Source organism: Fimbriimonas ginsengisoli Gsoil 348, from assembly GCF_000724625.1.
Lineage (GTDB): Bacteria > Armatimonadota > Fimbriimonadia > Fimbriimonadales > Fimbriimonadaceae > Fimbriimonas > Fimbriimonas ginsengisoli.
Genome location: NZ_CP007139.1, coordinates 3,525,324 through 3,544,541, shown reverse-complemented (window position 1 = coordinate 3,544,541; position 19,218 = coordinate 3,525,324). Strand labels below are relative to the sequence as shown.

Below are 19,218 nucleotides of genomic sequence, written 5' to 3'. Positions count from 1 at the left end.
CGGTAGCCACTGAAGCGGCCGGGGCGCTTCTTCGATCTTGCGGTCTTTCTTAACAATCCCACGTTCGTGGCACGGGCGGCTCGCCCGTGAGTTTCCATGGGCGGCTCGCCCATGTCCCGGCGTACCAAAGGTACGCCAAGCGTCGCGTTTAGGCGACGGTACACACCTTCGGCGTTGAGGGAGGGGAGGCCGGTCTGATGGTCCGTCGAGCCCGGACCGTCACATATCAAAAGTCAATCATCACCCATCACTAGACCGGACTCCCTCTCCCCCAACCCCCTCTCCCTCGTTCGGCACATACATCCGAAGGAGGGCGAGGGGGCTCCGGAGGTTGGCTTGCTACTCTTTGGCGACGATGTAGATGACGTCGCCTTCTCGACGGTAGGTTAGGGCTTGGTCGCTGCCTTTTAGGATCGAGGAAAGGACGGTTAGGGCGGAGGATTGGGAGAAGTGGCAGGTGATTATCTCGGGCCGGATCTTTGCCTTGATGACGAAGTTCGTTCCGCTTGCCTTCAGCACCTGAATGATCGCTTTCTCGACCATGCCGTGCTCCACATCGGCGGTGATGAGGCGCTCGAGGGAAGGGCCGCCCGAATTCTCCGCCGGCGTGGCAACGACTCCGTCCGCTTCGACCGGGCCTTCTTGACCACCGACACCGCCACCGGATAAGCCGCCCAGGCCAACCGTTTCAACAGCGCCTCCTAGACCGCCGCCAGCGCTGCCACCGCCGAAGCCGCCCCCTCCGGATATTCCGCCGAATCCGCCGGCGCTGGGGCCGCCACCCTTAGTCGTTCCTCCGCCAAATCCACCGGCGGCGGCACTCCCAGTGCCCAGACCTCCGCCTCGGGAAGACGCGCCTCGGACAGAGCGAGTGGTCGTTTGGCGGCCCCCCGTCGCGACGGAGCCACCAAATCCACCGGAACCGGCGGCCCCAGTGAGCCCGCCCCCGCCAAAACCTCCCGTTTGAGCGGCCGTAGAGACGCCACCCGGCGCGCCGCCTCCTACTTGGAGCCCGCCCAACCGGGGGCTGGAAATCCCGCCGGCCATGCCGCCGGGAACTCCTCCGCCGACCAGAGAGGCTGCAAGAGGGACGCCGGCGGTCCCGGTTAGACCGGTTGGGGCAGAACTGGACGGCTTCGACTTCTTGCTTTTCGAGATCGTTTTCGCCGAGTGATTCTTCTTCGACTTCGATCCGGTCGCGGTCTTGAGGGTCGAACCTAGCGTCTTAGTGCGGGCGCTGGACTGGGCGACGACGCTCCAAGGGAGAGCGGCCGCGGCGCCGGCCGCGATGAGGACAAGCCAACTGCGGCGGAGCGAGGATTTCGAAAGGTTGGACGTTCGTTTGAGCATGGTGATTCTTCTCCGAAGGTTTCGGTAGCCATAGGCGGCGCCCAGCGCGGCAACCGGGGTGCGGCCTTGGGCGGACTTGAACAGGAAATGGGCGTAGACGCTGGGGCTCTCGCCGCATAGACGCAAAACGTCGAGGTCGCACGCCTCTTCACGAGCGATCGCGGTTTCGTGAGACGCGAGCCAGACGAGGGGGTGGAAAAAATAAGCCGTTTGCACGGTCGCGACGGCAAACGAGAGCCAAAGGTCGCGACGACGCAGGTGGGCAACCTCGTGAGCGAACGCCATGCGAATCTCGCCAGCATCGTGCTCGTCCGCGAACCCGGACGGAACTACGATGACCGGGCGAACGTAGCCGGCGAGCAGCGGACACTTCACATCGGGCGACTCGAGCAGGCGGGGCGGGCGATCGGTGAGTTCGTTGAGGATCGTCAGCGCCAGTTCGCTATTTAGGGGTGCCGCTCGTTTCACGAGGCGGCGCGCGCCGAGGAGTCGCCGAACCGCGATGCCTCCACCGGTGACGACTCCCACTCCCCAGAGGCCCATAAGGATGAGCATCGGCGACGGTCGTTCGGGTTCCGGCGTCGACCGCTCCACAAGGGCGGTAACGGGAGCGGGCGAGGACTCGATCACGATGGCATGCTCTACGGTGGCGACGGCGGCAGGCAGGGCCGGGGTCGCGACCGCCATGGCGATCGGCAAAGTGAGAAACACCCGAAGCAGCATCTGGGTGCAGGCGATCCACCAGAGCCAAGACTTGACCCACGGCGGCATGCGCCGGAAAGCGATGCACAAGGCCCAAACTCCAAGGATAAAAAGGCCTCCCTGCCAAGAGGCGGCAAAGAGGGCGCGGGCCCAACTCTCCGCAACCGCGTTGGCGGCGTTCATGCGCCACCTTTCTCGACGGTGTCGACGAGGCGGCGAAGCTGCTCTTGCTCGGTCGAGCTAAGTTCCCCGGAATCGACCAGGTAGCTCACGAACGGCGAGAGCGAGCCGCCGAGGGAGCGACGGACGAAGTCGGCGACGAGCCCCTTCATGGCCTCCTCGGAGTCGCGCTTGGGTGAATAGTGGAAGACGCCCCCTTCCTTGGACCGTTGCAGAAATCCTTTGCTGCGCAGGCGCTCCATCATCGTGAGGACCGTCGTCCGGGCGAGTCCGCGAGGCTCACCGAACGCCTTCGCCATCTCGCCGACGGTGATCGGCGCCCGTTCGCGGACGACTTCCAAGGCTTCGAGCTCTTGCTGTCCGAGGGTTCTGAGGGGTGGTTCGGTCTCTTGCATGACTACACTGTGTAGTCAGTATAACCACGAATTCGGAATCTGCCCAACGATTTTCTTTTCGCGGACACTTAACCGCTCACTACGTATACTTAGAGACAATGCCCGACAACATTATTGAAGTTAAAGACCTCAAGAAAACGTACCCAGGCGGAGTCGAGGCGGTTCGCGGCGTCACGTTCTCCGTCCAGGCGGGCGAGTTCTTCGGGTTTCTTGGTCCGAACGGCGCCGGCAAGACGACCACGATCAATATGCTGGTCAATCTAGTTAAGCGGACCAGCGGCGACATAAGGATCGACGGCCTCAAGTTCGAGGAAAAGCCGCAGGAGATCTACCGGCGAGTGGGCTTCGCGATGCAGGAGATCGGCCTGGACGAGACGTCCACCGCTCGCGAGATGCTTCACTTGCACGGGCGGCTTTACCACCTACCCACCGATCGGATTGCCAGCCAAGTCGACAAGCTGCTAAAGCTGGTGGAGCTGGAGAAGGTCGCCGACCGGTTTACCGCCACCTACTCGGGAGGCATGCGCCGGCGCTTCGATTTGGCGCTCTCATTGATGCACGAACCCAAGATTCTCTTCCTAGACGAACCGACGCAAGGTCTGGATCCGCATGCGCGCCAGCTCATCTGGAATCACCTTCGCGAGCTAAACCGGGCCGGGATGACGATCTTCTTGACCACCCACTTTATGGAGGAAGCGGAGACGCTTTGCGATCGGCTCGCGATTATGGATAAGGGGCAGATCGTTACCGAAGGGACGGTCCCTGAGCTTCTGGCGAAACACGAAGCGAAGAACCTAGAGGATGTTTTCCTCCGCACGACGGGAAGCAACCTCGGCGATGAAGAGGTCAATCTGAACGCCACCGATCCTTACTCGCGCAACCGAATGTGAGACCGATGAGCACTTTCTTTTCCGACTGGTACTACCTCTCGATTCGGAGCATCAAGCAGATCTGGCGGCCTTTGTTGGCGCTGATCCCGTCGCTGTTTATTCCGATCTTCTTCTTCGTCGTGAACTCGTCGTCGCTCGATGCGTTCTCGAAGGTGCCCGGCTTTCCGCCAAGCATCACCTATCGCGACTTCATCGCGCCGACTGCGCTCTTCACGGCCGTCTTCTTCTCCTCGGGAAACGCGGGGATCGAGCTGGTGCAAGACATCTCGAACGGATACTTTAAGAAGCTGCTGATCATGCCGATCAGCCGGCTAACGATCATTTTGGGACGCCTGACCGAGGTCGCGGTTCAGGCGGTGATGCAGGGCACGATCGTCGTGGTCTTGCTGCTGTTGGTGGGCGTGCGAATCCAGACCGGCGTTCTCGGCCTCCTCGCGATCTTCGCGATGCTGATGATCTTCGCCATGGCTTGGAGTTGCGTCAGCATGATCTCCGCGCTCCGCACCCAGAACGCCCGGCTCGTGCAGTCGCTCTTCGTAGTGGTCTTCCCTTTCCTGTACCTGACCACTTCGCAGGCGCCGATGCCGCTCTTGCCGCCGACCTTCCGTCTGATCGCGTCGTACAACCCGGTCACCTACATCATCGAAGGCGTCCGAGCCCTCGTCCTAACCGGCTGGGGCAACCCCGCCATCTGGCAAGGGTTTCTGGTCGCGACCACCCTCTTCGTAATCATGGTCACGCTGACGTTGGGGTCGTTCAAGAAAGCCTTAAGGTAATTCCGGAGCCCCCTCCTCGTCGATGTTCGTGCGATGAGGAGGGGGTTGGGGGTGGAGAAATCCGGAAGGACCGCCGGTCTCCAGACCGGCCACGGCGGACGTACGTTCGCCACCCTCCGTTAGCCGTTCGGCCGCAAACGAACATGCTCAAAGCGGTGCCCGATGTACGGGCGGCCCAAAAGGGTGAGGGCCGCGGTATCTCCCGCTCCGTTTTCAAGTTCGATAACTCGGCGCCGCGTGTGGCTTGGGTAACCGACGACCGTCAGGTTGTGCCCACCGAGTTTCATCTCAGGCACGATGTCCCAGTTGGCGTATTTTTCGGGAATTTCGAGCTCGAGAGACGGTTGGTTCCACCATCGACGTAGGTCGTTCATACGCCGGCTGACGGTGTAGCGGACGCGGAAGCCGGGCCCAACACTTTGCCAGACCCCTCGCTTGAGCGTGGCCGTAGGAGTGATGGGGTGCGGCGGCCCGGCGGCGACGAACAGGTCGACGGTCGCTTCCCGGCCCTTAGCGAAGCCGACGAGCGAGAAGGCGGCCAACTTCGAGGCGGGGTCATGGTCTTTCCAAGCCGATGAGTCGTAGTAGCCCTTCAGACCACGCACGATTTTCCAATAGACGTTGGGAAACTCTTCGTTCTCGGCGTTTGGGATCACGGCCACGAGTTCGATCGCAGGCGTGATACGGGGAGAGACGCCGTCGCTTCGGTCGACTGGGATGATCGTAGGCAGCGGCTTCCCTTCGGGCGTCCATGCCCGTACGCGCTTGCTTCCTTTCCATTCCTGGATCGCGATCAGCTTGGGCGCCGGTCCGGACAGCGCAAGCATCGACATGAGCACGGACTCAATCAGCATGGAAACTTCAACAGGTTTGAAGCGGCAGGTAGTTCGGGGCGGGTACGCCATACTATCCATAGCCGCGTAACCGACGCGGAGGTGAACGAGCATTACGGACAATCCTCTCGATATCGCAACCAACGAAACGCCCAGCGACTATATCCGCGACGCGATCAAGGAAGATTTACGCGAAGGGCGATTCCAAAGCGTGCACACGCGCTTTCCGCCGGAGCCGAACGCATACCTCCACATCGGCCACGCCAAGGCGATCTGGATCAACTATGGGATCGCGCTCGACTTTGGAGGCTTGTTCAATCTCCGGTTCGACGACACGAACCCGCTGAAAGAGGAACAGGAGTTCGTCGACGGGATCATCGAGGACGTCCGCTGGCTCGGTACCGATTGGGGCGACCGGCTCTGCTTCGCATCCGACTACTTCGAGCAGATGTACGAGTGGGCGGTCGACCTTATTAAGAAGGGGAAGGCGTTCGTCTGCGATCTTTCGGCCGAAGAGATGGGGCAGATGCGCGGGACGCTGACGACGCCGGGAACCGAGAGCCCTTGGCGCGACCGAAGCGTGGAGGAAAACCTGGATCTGTTCGCCCGGATGCGAGCCGGGGAGTTTCCGGACGGCGCGCGAACTCTGCGCGCCAAGATCGATATGGCCTCGCCAAACATCCACATGCGAGACCCGGTGATGTACCGGATCCGGCATGCGGAGCACCATCGACAAGGGGATAAATGGTGCATCTACCCGTCGTACGACTGGGCGCATGGGAACGAGGATTCGATCGAGGGGGTGACGCACTCACTCTGCTCGCTTGAATATGAGATCCACCGGCCGCTGTACGACTGGTTCTTGGACGAGCTTGGGATCTACCATCCGCGACAGATCGAATTCCCGCGGCTGAAGATGACCCACACGGTGATGAGCAAGCGGCGCTTCATCGAACTGGTGAAGGGCGGCCACGTGGATGGGTACGACGACCCGCGCATGCCGACGCTGATCGGGATGCGCCGCCGGGGTTACACGCCGGAGGCGATCCGCGAGTTCTGCCGCCGAATCGGACTTACGAAAGCAGACAGCGTCATCGAGGTCCACGTGCTGGACGACTGCGTGCGCGAGGACTTGAACAAACGGGCTCTGCGAGTAATGGGCGTCATCAATCCGCTCAAAGTCGTTCTACTGAACTATCCAGCAGAACAGATTGAGCAACTCGATGCGATAAACAACCCTGAGGATCCGGACGCCGGCTCGCGCAAGGTGCCGTTTGCGCGGGAGCTTTACATTGAACAAGACGACTTCCGCGAGGAGCCACCACCCAAGTTCTTCCGTCTTGCACCGGGACGCGAAGTCCGTCTGCGCTACGGCTATTTCATCAAGTGCGTCGACGTTGTGAAAGACGAAAACGGCCAGATCGTCGAGTTGCACTGCACCTACGACCCGGAGACTCGAGGCGGCGACGCTCCGGACGGGCGGAAGGTGAAAGGGACCCTGCACTGGGTAGCCGCGCCAACCGCGCTGACCGCCGAGGTTCGGCTCTACGACCATCTGTTTATGAAAGCCGACCCCGACGAGATGGAAGAGGGGGAGAGCTACATCTCGAACCTGAATCCCGATTCGTTGAAGATCGGGACCTGCTTCGTCGAACCAAGCGTTGCGGGGACCGTTCCCGGGACCCGCTATCAGTTCGAGCGGCTCGGCTATTTCTGCGTCGACCAGGATTCGACTCCCGGTCAACTGCGATTCAACCGCACGGTGACCCTGCGCGATTCTTGGGCGAAGACCGAAAAAGCCGCAAACAAGCCGGGGTAGCCCACGAAAACTCTTGGGTAAAATATTCGCGGCATTGCCGGATAGCTCAATTGGCAGAGCGTCTGACTCTGACTCAGAAGGTTCTAGGTTCGAGACCTAGTCCGGCAGCCACTTCCCCTCTTTTCGCAGGACTGCCACCCTGTGACGCCATTCTTTGGCGCGTCCCAGCGACCGGACACGGTCGCTACTTTCGTTCTGAGAGCTCCTTGAGAGTGCGTAGCATCCGCTGTTCCATGACGAAGTGGATCGGTTCGAAGAGGAAGAGCTCGAGGGGTGCGGCTAGAAATGGGACGGCGCCGATATCGGTGCGGACGCCAAGGCGGGTGGTGCCGTCGGGTTGCGGACGAAGCCACATGGGACCCCACGTCTCTAGATAAAGGAGCCGATTCGGCTCTACCATTCCAATTTTCCAGCCGGTAAGAGCGGGCAATCGTCCGCCCATCCAGTCGGGCGGGCAGGACCGCAAGAAATCCCCTTCCTTGCGGCTCTGCCATTCCGGGCGAATCTCGTACACGTTATGGATTCCGGTGCCGGCCATGCGTTCGAGGAAATCGTAACTGTAGAAGCCGGCGCGGTCTTGCCCGAGCTGAATGAGATAGGACCACACCGTCTCCGGACTCGCCTTTACGGTCACCACGTGGTTGATGAGGTGCAAACGATTACCGTCCGAAGGATCGCCGATCATCGGCCTCACGATCTCCTCGTCCGTCGCCCCCCAATTCTGATACCAGGGATGAAGGAGAATGACGGCGGCGCCGTAGGCGAGCATCAGAGAGGCGATTCCGCGGCGAACCAGCGGGCCGATGCCGGTTCGCCGAGGAGTGAGGGCATGAATCTCGAAGCGGGCGCCGACCAAGGCCGCGACTTGCAAGACAGCGAGCGGCCAGAACGCTGCCAAGGGATAGAAACCCAGCAGGACGAGGGAACAGGCGGAGGCGATGACCGCAAGCAGAACCCAAACTCGGCGGAGGCCGGGAAAGCCCCACACTCCGTAAGCGGCGGCGACGAAGCCGACGGAAGCTCCCGTCCATAGGGCGACGGCGATCAGGAGACTCGTTCGAGATTGGGGCCTCGCGGTGGCGATCATTCCGGGCAAGGCGTGAAATAGCCCAAAGGCAAAGAGGCCAAAACCAACCAATATTGCCGACCGCCGGTCGGCGGCCGGCTCTGGGATTTCGACATGCGCAGGCTCGCGGGACTCCGATACGGGGGAAACTTCGAGCCTCTCCTTTGTTTGAACCATCGAAATGCTCCCGGATATTCGCTATCGGACGAACGCCTTGGGTCGAGCTTCGGCCAGCGAGTTGGAAAACTCTTCGGCAAAGGCTGCCACCGCCGTCCAATCGGTGAGCTCGTGATCCCGAGAGGTATCCGTCGGCCCTCCGGCCGCTCTGCAGATCCTCTTCAACAGCCACCGCTTGAGAAAGCCGTACTGGCGATACTTGATCGCTCCGATGAGGCTGGCGGTGTAGCGCGTCTTGAGACCGGTTTGGTTGAGGAACTGGGTCAGGAGGCGAATATCCTCCTTTCTGGCCTCCGGTCTTTTATCGGCGGCGTTCAGGCTAACGGAATAGAACGCGGTCGGTATTTGGCCCAGAGTCTTACCGTGAAGCTTTGCCCATTCGATGAGGAGCTTCGGAAAACTGCCGGCGTAGACGGGGGCTCCCAAGATGGCGGCATCGAACCGGTCGATCGGAACAGATCCGAGATCGCCTTTCGAGCTGACCAGGAAGACCGACGGCTCGTGGCCGGCTTCCCGGAGAATCTCCTTTATACGATCCGCGATCTTGGCGGTCTGTCCGTACTGGGTGGAAATAACGAGCGCGATTCGCTTCATGGTCTGCTGTCTCCAACGAATTCATTCTTAATCGACGGGCTTCTTTTAGCCAGTCACGACTACTCCGTCCATGGAAAGCAGGACGCCAAACGCGCATTGGGCGAGGAGGCATCGGCCGTAATCCTTTCCCCGGACATGGAACCGCTGACTGGTCGCCGCGGGAATCTCGCCCACAGAATGAGCGAGAAAATGAATGTCGCTAAATTTAGAAACGAAATCGAGTCGGCCGTAGAAGAAGCTTATTCGGCGATGGCAAACGAATCTTTGGCCGACACCAACGAGCCGATTGCGTCGGATTTGATCTTTGCGGAAACGGATGCCGACGAGGTGCAGCGTCGTATCTCATCGGAGTTGCCCTTGCTAGGGCATATTCTCTGGATCGGTGGCGGCCGTACGCCGTTCGAGGCGAGAAGATCTGGCTCACGCGTGCTCGTGACCATTGGCGCGGAGAACCTCGCTCCTCGGTAACCCGAGGCCACGTTGAAGGCGAATCGGTGAGATAAGCAACTCTTTGCTTTCACGGACGATACCGGGTCGCTGTGTGTCGGTAGAATCGGAAATAGGCTGGTCAGAGGCCTAAACACGATTTGGACCGCGAAGCTATGCCGGCAGAGAGACAGTCGCCTCAACTTTCCCCGCGTGAGCTGCAGCTCATCAAATTCGCCTCCGAAGGGTTGACTGACACCGCTATCGCGCAACGACTGGGGATCAGCGAGGCGACCGTCGGCACCTATTGGGGCCGGGTGCGAATCAAGATCGGTCCGTACAACCGCACGGAACTCGTCAGCATCCACCTACGAGCGCAACAGGAAGAGGCATTGGAGCTGATGCGGCAGGAAAACGCCCAGCTCATTTCGCAGCTTAGGAACGCGGTGATCCAGGATCCGGACGAGAATTCGTTCTACTACGATCTGATCGATAACGCTCCGGATGCGATGGTCTTAGTTTTCGAGTCCGGCACGGTCAAGACAGCCAACCGAGCGGCGCACGAGCTGTTCGGATACGACGCGGGTGAGATGAACGGCCTCGCGTTGGTGGCACTGATCCCCGAACGGTTTCGCGAAGTGCATCAGGAGCACCGGGCCGCGTACGTCAACGATCCGCGGAGGCGGACGATGGGAGAACACCTTCAGACTCCCGCATTGCGCAAGGATGGGAAAGAAATCATCGTGCGGGCGGCGCTCTCGGCAATTCCCACCCCTAACGGGCTTCTCGTTACGAGCGTTCTCCGTGCGGTTGAAGAGTAGCCGTCGGTTATAGTACAGAGGTGGAAGGGCTTAGCAAGAAGGATCGGGAAATCATTCGCCAGATCTGCGAAGGCGCACCTGACCTTGAGGTTTGCCGCCAGTTCGGGCTGCTTCCGACCCAGCTCCAGCAAGTCTTAGATCGAGCCTCGAAGCGAGCGGACCAGCTTGAGCCGACGGACAATGCGGCGGTGATGTACGAGCGCGCGCTCCGAAAACGGGCCGAGAACGCCGCCAACTCGCTGGAGGCAAGATTCCATGCGCTCCTCGACGCCGCGCCCGAAGCCATTCTGGTAGTAAACGCCTTGACCGGGATGATCCATCGGGTAAACGAGAACGCCGCCCTTCTTTTCGGTTATCCCGCCGCCGAGCTCGTGGGCCGCTCAGTCGAGGATCTGGTTCCGTTGAGGTTGCGCGGTATCCACCCCGCTTACCGTATCGGCTTCATTGCCAGCGTTCGCAAGCGCGAGATGGGCTACCACCCTCCCATATTCGCGGTGCGCAAAGATGGTTCGGAGGTCGAGGTCGCCATCGCCCTGACCGCGTCAACTGCCGATGAGGAAGTGATGGTCGTGTGCACCGAGTTCGCCCGTTGGAGCGCCGTAGAAAAGGCGGCTCGGCAATCGTCTCAAAGGACGTAAAGTTGCGATCCGGTAACTAACGGCCACTCTCTGTCGCTGGCAAAAATCGCTTCCGGTCCATCCCTCGAGCTGGCTTCCCCGCTTGCGCTCTGTCATAGATTCGCAGGACAAGGGAATGCTGACTGGCGTCCGCCAAGGTCAACCGATATCCTTTTGATGGACCGGAAGGTTCCGGACGGCCCGCGAAACTTGCGGAGGTACATCGTGATCAACAGCTCAGCCCATAGCAGCATCCATTCCGACGGGATCCTTCAAGAGGAGGCGCTAGCCGCCATTCGAGCCGCGGTCCAGCGGATGAGCGGAGAGCGCGAGTTATCGTTTCTCGTCCTAGCGCACCTGATTAGCGACCAGCCCGGAAGCCCCGAATTTCCGTTTGAGTCACTCTATCGAATGGTTGCGACTCGAGCCGGATTCCTGGTCACCGACGCCGTTAGGCAAAACCGCCAAGGCTACGACCACCTCCTGCTTCTAACCAGATCCACCCGACACGAGCCCGAAAACGGAGCGCACGCCGATAGAGAATCGCCTAGAGTGGCCAGCAACACGGCGTTCGGAAGAGCCACGGTCGGCTAGACCTCCGTAGTGGAGCTTCTCGCCAGCTCACTTACGGAGATGGCATATCGGCAACGGAGGATTGCTTCTCCTCCTTCGGCCGCAAAACCAAGAGCGCGCGCCTGTCCGAGGCCAGTAACCCTTTCGACACGCTTCGGCCAAGATGACGATCCAGGAATCCGTGGCGCTTGGCTCCAACGACGATGAAGTCGGCATGGGCGCGATTAGCAGCAATCGCAATGGCGCACGCGGGCATGTCCCCCTCCATCACCACCGCCCGGCAGTCGGCGCCGAGGGATGAGAGTCGATCCGCCAAGGCGACGTTCTTGCTTCGTATGCCCTCATCGATCCAGGAACAGACATCCGCGACCGGAGCCGGCAGCCTCGAAACCGACGCCAGTTCTCGATGTCCGGCCTCGTTGATCGTCAGAACGTCGAGGCACCCGATTCCTCCCGGCTTGAGTTGGAGCAGAGCGTCGACGAACTCCTCTGGCTCTTCCCGATGATCCACCGCGAACACCCCCCGGAGTGGCCCAATCCTTAGAACGGGACTCCGCACGACGAGAAGGCTTTGCGGCGCCTCGTGAAGGAGGGTTCGCGGTGTGCCGCCCAGTATCAAGTCGTCCAGTCGAGATCGCCGATTGCAGCCGACCACGATGAGATCGGCCGACTCGCGGGTGGCGACCTCTTGAAGCACCTGCGCCGGATTACCCTTGACGATCTCAACCTTGGCCTCGACGCCGAACGCCATCGAGCGACGGTGAGCCCTACCCAGCAACTTTTCACCCTCCGACATACTCTCCCGCATAAGCGCCCCGAGGGGGTGATCGTCTGGGAAGTCGACGAAAGAGCCGTCCGGCATTACCGACTCGATCACGTGCACGAAGATCGCCTGGGGAGCCGCAAACCGCAACTTAAGGAACAGATCGATAGCGTTTCGGCTCGACAAGGATTCGTCCACGCCAATGACCACCTTCAATTAATCATCCTCCGGAATGCGAAGTACAAGCACCGAAAAGGGCTCGGCCACGACCTCATGGAGTGCGAGGCTGCCGATGAGTAAACGCTCGATGAACCCGTGTCCCTGGGCGCCCAGAATTAGAAGGTCGGCCTTTAGGTCGTACATCTTCTTCCGAAGCGCCTCGATCGTGAAATCGAAAACCATTTCGTAGTCGGCCAGTCTGCCCGAGTCGATACAGGACTCGACGAGGAGAGCCCCCTTCGCCTTGACCTCCGCGACCAGTTCCTCAACCGATTGAGGCACTTCGCCCGATTCGCCGGCCGCCTCCGCAAGGGTGGCCATCTCGCCATCCTGGGCGAAGACGAAATGTAGCTCCGTGATCCCCAATGGGTCGAGCCGGAGCAACTCCTCAAGACAAGCGTCGGCATATTTGGAGTGGTCGGTGGCAAACACGGCGCGAACATCTCCGCGTCCCACCACGCCGCTTCTTGCGATGAGAAACGACTCGCGAGCGCCGATAGCGAGGGCTCTCCCAACGCTTCCGGTGAAGAAGCTCCCAAGGATCCCATGGCGGCGGGAGCCAACCGCGACGAGATCGGCGTGTTCGCGAGCCGCTATCTCCATGATCTGCTCCGTCGCCTTTCCATCGAGCGGGCACTCGATCACCGCTTCTCCCACGTTTTCAAGGCTGGCCATTTCGGTCGCCTCGCGCAAGACCTCGCGCATTGAAGAGAGACGCTCCGCTTCCAACTCGTCCACCGGAGCCAAGATCGATCCGGCGTATGCGGGCATGCGAACCGGCTCGCAAGCATGGGCTAGGAGAACGTCGCTTTCAGCGAACTGCAGCCTGCTTAGCAAATGGATCGCCTCGCGGTAAAGCCCGCCCTTGTCCACTCCAACGATTATTTTCATCTTCACTCTGCCTCGCCGCGTCGTGAAACGGTCGCCGGCTAGGTAGATGGTGGGCCGTAAAATCCTGGGAGGCAAGACGTCCACTTCTTGTCATGGATTCCCCTGACGGCGCCGCCTTACGGGAACATCCGAGGCAATGCCAGTCAGGCGGGTCTGGAAGAAGGTGGGGCCGGCCCCCATCGGAACAGAAAACCTTTCGCCAACTCGACCAGCGCGAGATACGTTAGGCTTGCAAACAGGACGAACAAGAAGAACGCCGGCGGCATCGGAACGAAGCCCAGCAACGACGCGAACGGGGAGAATGGCAGCCAGGCGGCGACGATCAGCACGAGGATAGTGGTGGCCACCAATGCCCGGCTCGGCCGGCTCCGCCACGGCCGGAACCTCGTTCGAATCACGAAAATGACTAGGGTTTGGGTGAACAGCGATTCGATGAACCAGCCGGTGTGGAAGTGGGCCTCGTCCGCTCGAAACAATCGAAGCAGCACAACGAACGTGAGAGCGTCGTAGAGCGAGCTGATCGGCCCGGCGAAGATCATGAAGCTGCTGATCTGGGACATATCCCATCGCTTTGGCTTTCGAATGTACGATTCGTCGACCCAGTCTGTCGGGATCGGGATTTGGGCCAGGTCGTAGAGAAGGTTGTTCAGCAGGATCTGCGACGGGAGCATCGGAAGGAACGGGAGGAAGAGCGCCGCCCCCGCCATGCTCAGCATGTTGCCGAAGCTCGAGCTCGTCCCCATGAGCAGATACTTCATCACATTCCCGAAAGCCATGCGACCCTCGAAGACGCCGCCGAGGAGGCGCGACAGGTGTCGCTCCACGAGGATGATCTGCGCAGCGTCTTTGGCGACGTCGGTCGCGTCGCCAAAGGAGATTCCAACATCCGCCGCGTGGAGGGAGGGGGCATCGTTGATGCCGTCTCCCATGTAGCCGACCACATGGCCGCGCGCCTTGAGGGCGAGGATAATCCGGTTCTTTTGCGCGGGAGAGGTCCGGGCGAATACAAGCGTGCGTTCGGCGGCGGCTTGAAGTGCATCGTCCGCCATCGCCTCGATCTCGGAACCGAGCAAGATGCGTCCGGGATCCAAACCGATCTGGCGACAGACGTGCCCCGCGACGGCGTCGCTGTCACCTGTGATGATCTTTAGGTCGATTCCGGCGGTCTGTAGACGATGAACGGTGGCCAGTGCGTCTTCCAGAGGGGGATCGGCGAAGGCGAGGTAGCCGATTAGGGTCAGCGAGTTCTCGTCTTCAATACCGTACGAGTCTTGAACCGGTACATCCGCAATCGCGACGGCCAACACCCGGAATCCCTGCTCCCCGAGGGAGTTTGCCAGTTTGGTTTGCTCCGCGAGCAGCGCCTCCGGGGCGTCGCACTGGTTCCAGACCCCCTCGGGAGACCCCTTGCTTACCAAGACGCGGCGTCCGTCGCGTTCCAAGACCACCGAGAGCCGCCGTCGATTGAAATCGAACGGGATCTCGTCGATCTTTCTCCATCCCGGCTCCGGCGGCGACTTCGCGAGGATCGCGGAGTCGAGAGAATTGGCGATCCCGCTCTCGAAAGCGGCATTCAAGGCGGCCCACCTCAACGGAACTTCGCTGGGTTGGCCGTCGAGCCCAACCGTTTGATCGAGGCGCATCTCGCCGGATGTGAGGGTTCCGGTCTTGTCGGAGCATAGGACGTCCATGCTGCCAAAGTTTTGAATCGAGGCGAGATTCTTGACGATCACCTTGTGCCTCGCCATACGCAGGGCTCCGCGCGAAAGAGTGAGCGTGGTGATCATCGGGAGGAACTCGGGGGTGAGACCCACCGCGAGCGCGACGGCGAACATGAACGACTGCAGCGGCGGCCGGTGGAGGGCGATCATCGAGACGATCACGAAACCGGTAAGGAGGAGGACGATTCGCATGATCAGCCCTCCGAATCGTCGCAAGCCCCGCTCGAACTCCGTTTCGGGCGGGCGCTCGGACAAGCGGAGCGCAATCCCACCAAAGACCGTTTGGGCGCCGGTCTTCTCCACGGTCATCGTGGCAGTTCCGCTGACGACGGACGTGCCCAGAAAAAGTTTCTCTTGGTCGTCGCCGGTCCCGACTTCTTTCTCGGCCGGTACCGATTCGCCCGTAAGGGCAGCCTCGTTAACGTGGAGGTCCTTCTCCGTCAGGAGTCGCCCGTCCGCGGGAATAAGGGTTCCCGCGGAGAGGCGGACGACGTCTCCTACCACGACTTCGCGACGGGCGATCGTCTGCCATTTGCCGTCGCGCAAAACTGCCGCCGTCGGGGAAATGGAGTTCTTAAGCTTCTCGGCGGCTTGGTGAGATCGGCGAGTTTGAACCCAGTCGAGACCGAAGCTGAGGGCGATCATCGCGACGATAATCGCGGCGTTGACCCGATCTCCCAGGGAGGCGCTCACCGCCGCCGCGCCTAGGAGGATCACCACTAAGGGGTTCGCAAGCAAGGGAGCCAGGAACCGCAGGATTCCATGGGCACGCGGGCGGGTCACCTCGTTCGGCCCGTCGGTTTCCAATCGGAGCCGAGCCTCGCCCGAAGTCAAACCTGCCGAAGGCGTTTGGGTACCGGGCATTGGGTAATTGTTCTCCAGTCAGCGGCCGCCCACAAGTCGGCCTTCCAATGTCATGGGAAAGCCTGACGCCTAACTCCTGACTTGCCTCGGGCGCAACTCCAAGACAGGATATAGCCTCAGGTAATCCCATGAACGAACCGTTCGTAATCGAACTATCCCAGATCGGCCTCGAAGATCTCGCTAAGGTCGGCGATAAGAACGCCTTCCTTGGGGAACTGTTCCAGAAGCTTCGCCCGCTGGGAGTGAACGCCGTGGACGGTTTCGCCAGTACGGCCGACGCCTACCGGCGGTTTATTTCCGGCTCCTTGGAGATGCGGATCAGGGAGATCCTCGCGGGCATTCAGGTGGAAGACCGCGTCAGCCTTGCCGCAGCCGGCAAGCAGGCGCGAGATGCCATTCTCGAAACGCCTTTACCGCCGGAGCTCATCGGCCAGCTCGAAGAGGGGTACGACCGGCTCATGGAGAGGCTGGGTTGCACTTCGGCGGTGGCGGTACGTTCTTCGGCCACGATGGAGGGCCTGGCAGCATCCTCATCTTCCGGCCAGAACGAGTCGTTCCTCAACGTCGGCAAGAGCGAGCTCATTCTGGCGGTGCACAAGTGCTACGCCTCTCTCTTCACCGACCGAGCGATCGAGTACCGGGCGCGAAACGGATTCGACCATTTCAACGTCGCCCTCTCGGTGGGGGTGCAGCCGATGATTCGCTCCGACGATTCGTCCTCTGGGATCATCTTCACCCTCGATCCTGAAAGTGGATTTCGCGACGCTGTGGTTCTGTCGTCGACCTATGGCGTGGGCGGGACGGTCGACCCAGGAAAGGTCACGTCGGACGAGTGGACCGTGTTCAAACCTACCCTGCGGGAAGGTAAAGATCCGATCGTCGCCCGGCACCTCGGAACAAAGATGACGAAGCTGGTCTTCGACCCGGACGATGACGGCGTGAAAGCAGCGACGGTGCCGGAATACCAGCGGGGGCGCTTCTCGCTGATCGACCACGAAGTTCTGACCCTGGCCCGCTGGGCCTGCCTCATCGAAGATCATTATTCGGCCCAAACGGGCGAGCCCCATCCCATGGAGGTCGAATGGGCCAAGGATGGCCAGACTGGAGCGCTTTACATATTGCAGGCGCGACCGGGGAAGATTCCCGCCCAAGCGGAAATGGACATCTCTTACCTCCCGGAAACGCGGACAAAGTTGATGTTGAACGTGGCAGATCCGGCCAAGGCGTTCTCTATGGCGGCGCTTCCGAATGACGGCGTCGGTCTTGCTCGCCTGGAATTCATCATCGCCAACTCGATCGGAATTCATCCGATGGCGCTCTGTTGGTATCCGGAGCTGAAAGATGGGGAGGCGCTGGAAGAGATTCGGCGGAGGATCGGTGGGCAGGAGCCTACGGAATACTTCGTCCGCCGTCTGAGCGAAGGGATAGCCCAGATTGCCGCCCCGTTCTACCCAAAGCCGGTCTTCGTCCGTACCACCGATTTCAAAACGAACGAGTATGCGCGCCTGATCGGCGGCCGCGAATTTGAGCCGGAGGAAGAGAACCCGACGCTCGGCTTCCGCGGCGCATCTCGCTACTACGACCGACGGTATGCGGAGGGGTTCCGCCTCGAATGCCTCGCCCTTCGCCGGGTGCGATCGAGTATGGGCCTTACGAATGTAAGGGTCATGATCCCGTTCTGCCGAACCACCGAGGAAGCGAGCCGGGTTGTGGAGGTCATGGCGCAGCACGGGCTACGCCAGGGAGAGAACGGGTTGGAGATCTACGGCATGTGCGAAGTTCCTTCCAACGCGATCGATGCCGACGGCTTCTTGGAGATCTTCGACGGTTACTCGATCGGCTCGAACGACTTAGCCGAGCTGACACTGGGCATCGATCGTGGCTCGGGCACCGTCTCGCACCTGTTCGACGAACGCGACTTTGCCGTGAAGAGCCTCATTACGATGGCGATTACCGCTGCCTATCGAGCCGGGAAGCCGATCGGGGCGTGCGGGGGAGCTCCCTCGGACAGTCCCGATTTCGCGGCGTGGCTAGTACGCCATCGCATCGATTTCATTTCGTTTAACCCCGACGCGATTCTCCGATCCGTCGAAGTCGTGGCGCGGGCCGAAGCCCCGATCAAGACCATCGAAACGGCCGGAGCGGTTTCGCCGGCGGCATGGTTCTCCGGCCCCCAACCTACTTACCCAGGAAAGGCGTCGACCGTAGGAGCTCGAGAGAAGTCGATAACAAGGTGAATCGCCAAGATGCGCCCCGAAACCCCTCGCCCATCCTGATCGGCGTCGCGGGAGGGTCAGGTTCTGGAAAGACGTGGCTAGCGCGCCAGGTTTGCGCCCTCGTTGGTGAGGGCGCCGGGCTCGTCAGCATGGATCAATACTTCCGAACTGAGGACTCTCCGGACGTCAAGGGGGTGAATTTCGACCATCCCAGCCATCTGGACATCGACCAATTGGTTGGGGACCTGAGAAAGATTCGAGCCGGAGAATCGGTCCGCCTTCCGAGCTACGACTTCCGCCGGATGGTGCAGACCCCGGAGGCAATCGAGCTGCCTCCTTGCAAGGTCGTGATCGTCGAAGGTCTGTTTGTCCTCTCCGCGCCGATCGTGGACCTTCTCGATTTCACCTGCTTTCTAGGCGTCGACAAAGACCAGGCGTTGCTCGGGCGCCTCCTTCGTGACTTCGACGAGCGGAGCCACGATGTTTCGCAGACAATCGACCGGTATCAGCGTTTCGTAAGGCCGAGCTACGAGGTCTTCGTCGCACCCACCCGACACAATGCCGACGTGGTTATCGACTTCACGTTTAGGCGGGCTTATTTTACGGAGCTGTTGGCGACCATGGTTCGAGAAATCATCCATTCGAACTTGGACGTCGAGACCTTCTCACAGGCGGTTCGATCCGACAACTATCGCCTCGGATACAAGGCCGACGAGTCGGTAATGCCGGCAACCGTCGACATCCGCGAGTTAGCTCGGATATATCCGGAGCATGTTCTCTACCGCCGCCCCTTACTATCGGGAAGTTCATTTGAAGAGGAGGAAAACGAACATGATTAAAGTGCTACCGGAAGCCGAAATCTGGGAGGTCGTGGACTCATGCGCCCACGCCCATCTTGGGTGCTACGCGAACGGCAAGAGCTATGTGGTTCCGGTGAGCTTCGTACGAGACGGCAACCGCATTTTTGGCCTGACCTCCGCCGGCTTAAAGATAGACATGATGCGGGAGAACCCTAAAGTCTGTCTTCAGTTTGAAGAGATAACCAGCCTAACGATGTGGCGGAGCGCGATCCTCTGGGGTCAGTTTCAGGAACTGGAGGGGGCCGAACGGGCTCAGGCGGCGGGAGCAATGTTCGACAAATATGGACCCGGATTCGAGGGGACGGAATTGCGAAAAGGAAGAGACGTAACACCGCCAAGACTAGATCACACGCCGTCGCCTCAGATCGCCTATGCGATCACCATTTCGGAGTTTTCCGGCCGAAGCGAAGGGAGTTAGTCGCAGTCAAGACCGGCCGTCGCTTCCGGTTTTCGCCAATGCAGCGG

18 protein-coding genes and 1 tRNA gene are annotated in these 19,218 nt (G+C 60.6%); 11 read left to right on the top strand and 8 right to left on the bottom strand.

The window, feature by feature from the left end; genetic code table 11:
• Positions 1-339 precede the first annotated feature (339 nt).
• Together OP10G_RS27665 and OP10G_RS15965 are read right to left on the bottom strand one after the other, a co-directional pair.
• A complete protein-coding gene (locus tag OP10G_RS27665) occupies positions 340-2,235 on the bottom strand; it encodes a M56 family metallopeptidase (protein ID WP_025229439.1) in 1,896 nt (631 codons plus the stop codon).
• Positions 2,232-2,627, bottom strand: coding sequence for a BlaI/MecI/CopY family transcriptional regulator (locus tag OP10G_RS15965; protein WP_025229440.1), 396 nt, complete (start codon positions 2,625-2,627; stop codon positions 2,232-2,234). The genes OP10G_RS27665 and OP10G_RS15965 overlap by 4 nt, the downstream gene beginning before the upstream one ends.
• 98 nt (positions 2,628-2,725) lie before the next feature.
• On the opposite strand from OP10G_RS15965, the gene OP10G_RS15960 reads away from it, so the two are divergent.
• Both OP10G_RS15960 and OP10G_RS15955 read left to right on the top strand, forming a co-directional pair.
• Complete coding sequence (locus OP10G_RS15960) at positions 2,726-3,517, top strand: ABC transporter ATP-binding protein (protein WP_025229441.1); 792 nt, start codon at positions 2,726-2,728, stop codon at positions 3,515-3,517.
• A 5-nt stretch (positions 3,518-3,522) separates the two neighbouring features.
• Complete coding sequence (locus tag OP10G_RS15955; protein ID WP_025229442.1) at positions 3,523-4,293, top strand: ABC transporter permease; 771 nt, start codon at positions 3,523-3,525, stop codon at positions 4,291-4,293.
• Between the two features lie 119 nt (positions 4,294-4,412).
• On the opposite strand, the gene OP10G_RS15950 is transcribed toward OP10G_RS15955, so the two are convergent.
• On the bottom strand, positions 4,413-5,147 hold the full coding sequence (locus OP10G_RS15950) for a hypothetical protein (protein WP_025229443.1): 735 nt from the start codon (positions 5,145-5,147) through the stop codon (positions 4,413-4,415).
• 112 nt (positions 5,148-5,259) lie between these two features.
• On the opposite strand from OP10G_RS15950, the gene OP10G_RS15945 reads away from it, so the two are divergent.
• Both OP10G_RS15945 and OP10G_RS15940 read left to right on the top strand, forming a co-directional pair.
• On the top strand, positions 5,260-6,945 hold the full coding sequence (locus tag OP10G_RS15945; RefSeq protein ID WP_025229444.1) for a glutamine--tRNA ligase/YqeY domain fusion protein: 1,686 nt from the start codon (positions 5,260-5,262) through the stop codon (positions 6,943-6,945).
• A 35-nt stretch (positions 6,946-6,980) separates the two neighbouring features.
• A tRNA-Gln gene (locus tag OP10G_RS15940) sits at positions 6,981-7,056 on the top strand.
• Between the two features lie 73 nt (positions 7,057-7,129).
• On the opposite strand, the gene OP10G_RS15935 is transcribed toward OP10G_RS15940, so the two are convergent.
• Positions 7,130-8,188: a hypothetical protein gene (locus OP10G_RS15935; RefSeq protein ID WP_025229445.1), complete on the bottom strand. Its 1,059-nt coding sequence runs from the start codon at positions 8,186-8,188 to the stop codon at positions 7,130-7,132.
• A gap of 21 nt (positions 8,189-8,209) precedes the next feature.
• On the bottom strand, positions 8,210-8,782 hold the full coding sequence (locus OP10G_RS15930) for a flavodoxin domain-containing protein (protein WP_025229446.1): 573 nt from the start codon (positions 8,780-8,782) through the stop codon (positions 8,210-8,212).
• A gap of 189 nt (positions 8,783-8,971) precedes the next feature.
• On the opposite strand from OP10G_RS15930, the gene OP10G_RS15925 reads away from it, so the two are divergent.
• The 4 genes from OP10G_RS15925 to OP10G_RS15910 all read left to right on the top strand — a co-directional run bounded on the left by OP10G_RS15925 (position 8,972) and on the right by OP10G_RS15910 (position 11,240).
• The gene (locus OP10G_RS15925) at positions 8,972-9,250 is read left to right on the top strand and encodes a hypothetical protein (RefSeq protein ID WP_144241189.1); all 279 of its coding nucleotides are present in this window, start codon (positions 8,972-8,974) and stop codon (positions 9,248-9,250) included.
• 134 nt (positions 9,251-9,384) lie between these two features.
• The gene (locus tag OP10G_RS15920) at positions 9,385-10,029 is read left to right on the top strand and encodes a PAS domain S-box protein (protein ID WP_025229448.1); all 645 of its coding nucleotides are present in this window, start codon (positions 9,385-9,387) and stop codon (positions 10,027-10,029) included.
• Positions 10,030-10,049: 20 nt separating this feature from the next.
• On the top strand, positions 10,050-10,667 hold the full coding sequence (locus OP10G_RS24825) for a PAS domain S-box protein (protein ID WP_025229449.1): 618 nt from the start codon (positions 10,050-10,052) through the stop codon (positions 10,665-10,667).
• Positions 10,668-10,823: 156 nt separating this feature from the next.
• Positions 10,824-11,240 carry a hypothetical protein gene (locus tag OP10G_RS15910; protein WP_025229450.1) on the top strand — a complete coding sequence of 139 codons (417 nt, stop codon included), beginning with the start codon at positions 10,824-10,826 and terminating at the stop codon, positions 11,238-11,240.
• Positions 11,241-11,271: 31 nt separating this feature from the next.
• Here OP10G_RS15910 and OP10G_RS15905 read toward each other — a convergent pair whose 3' ends face one another.
• The 3 genes from OP10G_RS15905 to mgtA form a co-directional block, all read right to left on the bottom strand.
• Positions 11,272-12,192 (bottom strand): universal stress protein, encoded by a 921-nt coding sequence (locus tag OP10G_RS15905; RefSeq protein WP_227625142.1) that lies wholly within the window; start codon positions 12,190-12,192, stop codon positions 11,272-11,274.
• A gap of 6 nt (positions 12,193-12,198) precedes the next feature.
• Positions 12,199-13,092 (bottom strand): universal stress protein, encoded by an 894-nt coding sequence (locus tag OP10G_RS15900; protein WP_144241188.1) that lies wholly within the window; start codon positions 13,090-13,092, stop codon positions 12,199-12,201.
• A 143-nt stretch (positions 13,093-13,235) separates the two neighbouring features.
• Entirely contained in the window at positions 13,236-15,677 is a 2,442-nt protein-coding gene (gene mgtA, locus OP10G_RS15895) for a magnesium-translocating P-type ATPase (protein WP_052547795.1), read from the bottom strand.
• 128 nt (positions 15,678-15,805) lie between these two features.
• Between mgtA and OP10G_RS15890 the strand changes: the two genes are divergently transcribed.
• From OP10G_RS15890 to OP10G_RS24820, 3 genes are read left to right on the top strand one after another with little or no spacing between them, the layout of a single operon-like run.
• The gene (locus OP10G_RS15890) at positions 15,806-17,914 is read left to right on the top strand and encodes a PEP/pyruvate-binding domain-containing protein (RefSeq protein WP_025229454.1); all 2,109 of its coding nucleotides are present in this window, start codon (positions 15,806-15,808) and stop codon (positions 17,912-17,914) included.
• Complete coding sequence (locus OP10G_RS15885; RefSeq protein WP_025229455.1) at positions 17,911-18,732, top strand: uridine kinase family protein; 822 nt, start codon at positions 17,911-17,913, stop codon at positions 18,730-18,732. Before OP10G_RS15890 ends, OP10G_RS15885 begins: the two co-directional genes overlap by 4 nt.
• Positions 18,725-19,171, top strand: coding sequence for a pyridoxamine 5'-phosphate oxidase family protein (locus tag OP10G_RS24820; protein WP_025229456.1), 447 nt, complete (start codon positions 18,725-18,727; stop codon positions 19,169-19,171). Before OP10G_RS15885 ends, OP10G_RS24820 begins: the two co-directional genes overlap by 8 nt.
• The last annotated feature ends 47 nt before the right edge of the window (positions 19,172-19,218 follow it).